Annotated in this window: 5 protein-coding genes; all 5 read left to right on the top strand. The window is 52.6% G+C overall.

The features are described from left to right. A partial coding sequence (locus HMPREF0080_RS03270) for an HlyD family secretion protein (protein ID WP_006789778.1) occupies positions 1-623 on the top strand: 623 nt, incomplete at its 5' end. 39 nt (positions 624-662) lie between these two features. After that, positions 663-2,414 carry an ATP-binding cassette domain-containing protein gene (locus HMPREF0080_RS03265; protein ID WP_006789777.1) on the top strand — a complete coding sequence of 584 codons (1,752 nt, stop codon included), beginning with the start codon at positions 663-665 and terminating at the stop codon, positions 2,412-2,414. Further along, positions 2,411-3,529, top strand: coding sequence for an ABC transporter permease (locus HMPREF0080_RS03260; RefSeq protein ID WP_006789776.1), 1,119 nt, complete (start codon positions 2,411-2,413; stop codon positions 3,527-3,529). The genes HMPREF0080_RS03265 and HMPREF0080_RS03260 overlap by 4 nt, the downstream gene beginning before the upstream one ends. A gap of 3 nt (positions 3,530-3,532) precedes the next feature. Next, complete coding sequence (locus HMPREF0080_RS03255; protein WP_006789775.1) at positions 3,533-4,645, top strand: ABC transporter permease; 1,113 nt, start codon at positions 3,533-3,535, stop codon at positions 4,643-4,645. Between the two features lie 13 nt (positions 4,646-4,658). Continuing rightward, positions 4,659-5,315 (top strand): TetR/AcrR family transcriptional regulator, encoded by a 657-nt coding sequence (locus HMPREF0080_RS03250; protein WP_006789774.1) that lies wholly within the window; start codon positions 4,659-4,661, stop codon positions 5,313-5,315. Positions 5,316-5,339 lie beyond the last annotated feature (24 nt).

The following is a 5,339-nucleotide window of genomic DNA, read 5'->3' as shown; positions in this document are numbered from 1 at the left end:
AATCCGCCGAGGCGGCCGCCGATAACGCGGTTGCGGATTATACCCGCATGCAAACATTATACAACAGCGACGCAATCAGCAAGCAAGCGCTGGATAATGCCGAAGCCCGGGCCAAAGCGGCAGTGGCCGCCCTGAACCGGGCCAGGGCGACGCACCGTATGTCTGATATCGGCTTCCGCCAGGAAGATATTGATGCGGCGGAAGCACAGCTTGAATCTCTACGGGTCCAGCTGGAAAATGCGGAATATAATCTGGCTCAGGCCACACTTATCGCCCCCGAGGACGGCGTCATCCGTTCTCGGCTGTTGGAACCCGGCGATATGGCCTCCCCCGCCGTTCCGGTTTACACGCTCAGTTTAAACACAAAAAAATGGGTTCGCGCTTATATCTCGGAGGACAATCTCTTCCGGATCCATGAAGGACAGGCGGCAAAAGTCACCATCGACGGCGTTTCTTCTCCCATTGACGGGCAGGTAGGGTATATTTCCGGTACGGCCGAATTCACGCCCAAAACGGTGCAGACAACGGAGCTGCGGACGGCGTTGATGTATGAAGTGCGCATCTATGTGGATGATCCGGATAATCTGTTGCGCCTGGGCATGCCTGCAACTGTCACGTTTTAATCGTATGTACTCAGCATTATATGGATAACGAGGTATGCCATGGATGCCGTTAAGGCCAGTCAGCTTACTAAAACTTTTATCAACTCCGCAACGAATAAACCGGTCACAGCCTTATCCGGTATTTCTCTTACGGCAAAAACGAACCGATTAACCGCATTGACGGGACCTGACGGCGCCGGCAAGACAACCTTCATGCGCCTTGTCTGCGGCCTTATGAAACAGGACGGGGGAAACCTTTTTGTCCTCGGACGTGATGTATCGGCCGACCCGCAAAGCGTGCAGGATCGGCTCAGCTATATGCCTCAGCGCTTCGGTCTTTATGAAGATCTGAGCGTGCAGGAAAATCTGAATCTTTACGCGGATTTACACAGTATTCCCGAAAAAGACAGGTCCGCACGCTTTACAAAACTTCTCTCCATGACCGGAATGCTGCCGTTTACGGGCAGATTGGCAGGAAAGCTTTCGGGAGGGATGAAACAGAAGTTAGGTCTGGCATGCACGCTTGTGCGCATCCCTGAATTATTGCTGCTGGACGAGCCGAGCATCGGTGTTGACCCTTTATCGCGACGGGAATTCTGGGAAATTCTCCATACGCTCGTTGAAGAAGAACATGTTTCCATTTTAGTAAATACCTCTTATATGGATGAAGCGGAACAATGTGATTTCGTTTATATATTGCATAAAGGCAGTATACTGGCTTCCGGGTCTCCTGCGGAGCTGCGCCGGCACAGTTCCGGTAAATGCTTCGTTATACAGCCTCCGGCAACCGTGCCGCCGCGCATTATCCAGGCGGCTCTGCTGGACGATACGGAACATGTACTCGACGCGGTCCCGGAAGGCGGCGGCATTCGTTTCATTACGGCCGATCCGTCTAAGCTCGGTGAGCTGGCTTTATGGAAAAACTTCCCTTCCGTATCGGTTCATGCCGTATCGGAACGACTGGAAGACAGTTTTATGATGTATCAGCGGGAAGCGGCCGGTACGGACGGAGAAACCGTTTCTCAGCCTGTCAACACACTTTCCGGAAAACCGCACGGACGGGAACGGATCATCGAGGTGCACGACCTGGTACGGCGTTTCGGGGATTTCACGGCCGTCGACCATACCTCTTTCAATGTATATAAGGGTGAAATCTTCGGTCTTCTCGGCCCGAACGGTGCCGGAAAATCCACTACCTTCCGTATGCTCTGCGGTTTACTTCCCGCCTCTTCGGGAACGGCTTCCGTTGCGGGCGTCAATTTGCGCACGGCACGGGCACAGGCGCGGGCCCATATCGGGTACGTCGCTCAGAAATTTTCTCTTTACGGCACGTTATCCGTAAAAGAGAACCTTTTCTTCTTCGGCGGGGCGTACGGATTACCGTTCCGGCAAATTCAGGAACGCATCGAAGCGGTCACGCGTCAATTCGGTCTGGAAGCAGTTGCGGATGCCGATGCGGATACACTTCCCGGCGGCTACAAACAGCGGTTGTCCATGGCCGCCGCCTTACTGCACAACCCGCCCATCCTCTTTCTTGACGAGCCGACCAGCGGCATAGACCCGCTGGCACGCCGGACATTCTGGAGGCAAATTACGGCGTTGGCTTCCGAAGGCACAACCGTAATCATCACGACACATTTTATGGAAGAAGCCGAGTATTGCGACCGCATGATGATTCAGGATCAGGGACGGATGATTGCCATCGGCACGCCGGATGAAATCCGTCATCAGGGCGGTGACAGCCCGACGATGAACGAGGCATTTATCCATATTGTCGAAGCCGGACGCCGGAGACAGGAGACTTCATCATGAACATATCGCGTTTGCGTGCGTTAATCCTCAAAGAGTTCAAGCAGATGACGCGTGACCCCAGCAGCTTTCTCATCGGGATTATTATCCCGCTGATGCTCATCTTTCTTATCGGTCACGGTCTGTCCATGGACGTAAAAAATATTTCAGTCGCCGTCGTCTTGGAAGATACGTCACCGACAGCCCGGGACACGGTCAGTTTTCTGGACGGTTCACCTTACTTTATTCCCCGCTATGAGACCTCCATGCAGGACGCGGAAAAACTGATGAGTAAACGAAAAGCGGACGTCATCCTCTGCATCCCGCCGGACTTCACTTCCCGGCTTTACCGCGGCCGGGCCCCCGTGCAGGTCATCCTGTACGGCGTGGACACGACAATTGCCAATGCCGCCGATGCCTATATACAACAGGGGCTGCAAGACTGGGAAACGGCCCATGCCGCCGATTTTATCCGTTCCGCTCCGTCCGGCAAAGGACGGATTACGACAGTTACGCGCCAATGGTTTAATGATGCCAATACCAGTTCGTGGATGTTCATTCCCGGACTCATCGTCCTGGTCATGACCATTGTGGGCATGTTCCTCACCTCTCTGGTCATGTCCAGAGAATGGGAGCGGGGAACGCTGGAATCACTGTTTGTCACCCCTGTGCGTCCTTTGGAAATTATCCTGGCCAAAACCATCCCTTATTTCTGTGTCGCCGTCGCGGGGCTGTGTCTGTCTCTCCTCACCTCCCGCTATGTATATGAGGTCCCGCTTCACGGAGAACTTTTACTCATCAGTTTTTCCTCTATGGAATATATTTTAGCCGCTATCGGCATGGGACTGACGATCTCCTCCGTCGTCAAAAGCCAGTTTCTGGCTGCCCAGCTTTCTCTTATCTTCAGCATGCTGCCCACCGTAATGCTCAGCGGTTTTATCTTTGACCTGCGCAGCGTCCCGGCGGCTATCGGATATATCGGGCATATTCTGCCGGCCACTTACTATATGGAGCTTTTAAAATCACTGTTCCTCACCGGTACCAATTGGCCCTTAATCCTGAAAAACTGCACTGTTTTAGCGGGATATGTAATTCTGTTTTTACTGCTTACACTGAAAGTGACGAAAAAGGAAGTATAACTAATGAACGCATTTCGCATAAAGCTGCATAAAATTTACTATATTGTCTATAAGGAACTGCTTACCACGCTCAAGGATCCCAAGAACCGCATCGTTCTCATCATCCCCGTGCTTATACAGGGACTGCTTTTCGGGTATACGGCCACATATAATTTAGAGCATATTCCATACGCCGTCCTGGATGAGAGCCACAGCAGAGAATCAACGGAGCTGCTGGCTCATCTTGACGGCACGGGTATTTATAACCGGGTCGCCACCTTGCAGAGTACAGGGCAGATCGCCCGGCTGATCGACTCCGGCGACGCCATGCTGGTCATCACGATCCCGCCGGACTTCGCCCGTAAACTGAACACCGGCAAAACCGCTCCCGTGCAGCTCATTACGGACGGGCGCAACCCGACTACGGCAGGACTTTCCTCCGGCTATACGACAGCCGTCATAGCGGGCTACAACGCCGCATACGGCGGCCCGCCCGTACTGGATATTCAATCCCGCACCCGCTATAATCCCAATCAAATCACGCGCTGGATGTTTCTGCCGTCCCTGATTGCCATGCTGGCCCTGACACAGGTCATGGTCCTGGCGGGATTATCCGTTGCCAGGGAGCGCGAAAACGGAACTTTCGACCAGCTTCTCGTCACGCCGCTGACCCCCATGGAAATTCTGATCGGCAAATTAATCCCGCCCGTTATTATCGGCCTCGTCCAATCCTCAATGATGTTGTCCATCTGTGTATTCTGGTTTAAAGTGCCCATGGTCGGCTCTTTACCGGTACTGGGACTGACAGTCTTTATTTTTCTGTTAAGCAGCGTCGGCATCGGCTTGTCTATTTCCGCCGTATCCAAAAATATGCAGCAGGTCATGGTGTACTGTTTTCTCTTTCTCCTGCCCATGCTGCTGCTTTCCGGGCTGGCCACGCCTGTTCAGAATATGCCCGAAGCATTGCAGTACGCGACTTACATCAATCCGACACGGTTTGTCATTGAAGCGATCCGCCGGATTTATCTGGAGGGGGCGGACCTCGCCGCTATCGCCTACACCTATCCTCCCATGCTGATCGTCGCCGCCGTGACAATGCCTGCGGCTGCCTGGCTGTTCCGCCACAAACTATCCTGACAGGAGCATACTTATGTCGAAAAAAACGGAAATAATCTCCCGCTCCAACCGCAAGGACGGTGAAGCGACCAAGGCCCGCATTATCGAATGCGCCGGCCGGCTTTTTGCCGAAAACGGCTACGACGGAACCACCGGCAAAGACATCTGCCTGGCTGCAGACGTGAACGCCGCGGCGGTCAATTATTACTTCGGCGGTAGGGAACAATTGTATTTGGCCGTCCTGGAAAAGGTGCACGATTATCTTCTGAACATCAATATTATAAAGGAAATATCGTTGCAGAATATTTCCGCCGAACAGAAACTGGATAAAATCCTGACGGCCCTTCTGAAATACGGCTTCGACCGTAAGGACTGGCATATACGTCTCTGGCTGAAAGAACTGCTTCATCCGTCTCCGTGCATTGATCGGATCATTCTGCACAACTGTCTGCCGAAAATTTATATTTTATCGGACATACTCAAAGAGGCTCTGGGTTATGACAGGGGAAATGTCCGCTTCCACGGCGCATATTTCTCTCTGTTCGCACCGTTCATACTCGCTTTACTGGCCCGGAACAGTCCCGTACTTTCCTCTGTCCCCGTCCATTATTCACAGAAAGAATTTATTTCAATCGTTAAGGAAAATTTCTTTACAACACTGGCGGCACTGAAGAAAACTGAAATCCGATAAATAAATACCATGCAACAGCCGGCG

It is taken from the genome of Megasphaera geminata F0357 (assembly GCF_000239275.1).
GTDB lineage: Bacteria > Bacillota > Negativicutes > Veillonellales > Megasphaeraceae > Megasphaera > Megasphaera geminata.
The sequence above is the reverse complement of the archived record's forward strand: the minus strand, read 5'-3'. Positions and strand labels throughout refer to the sequence as shown.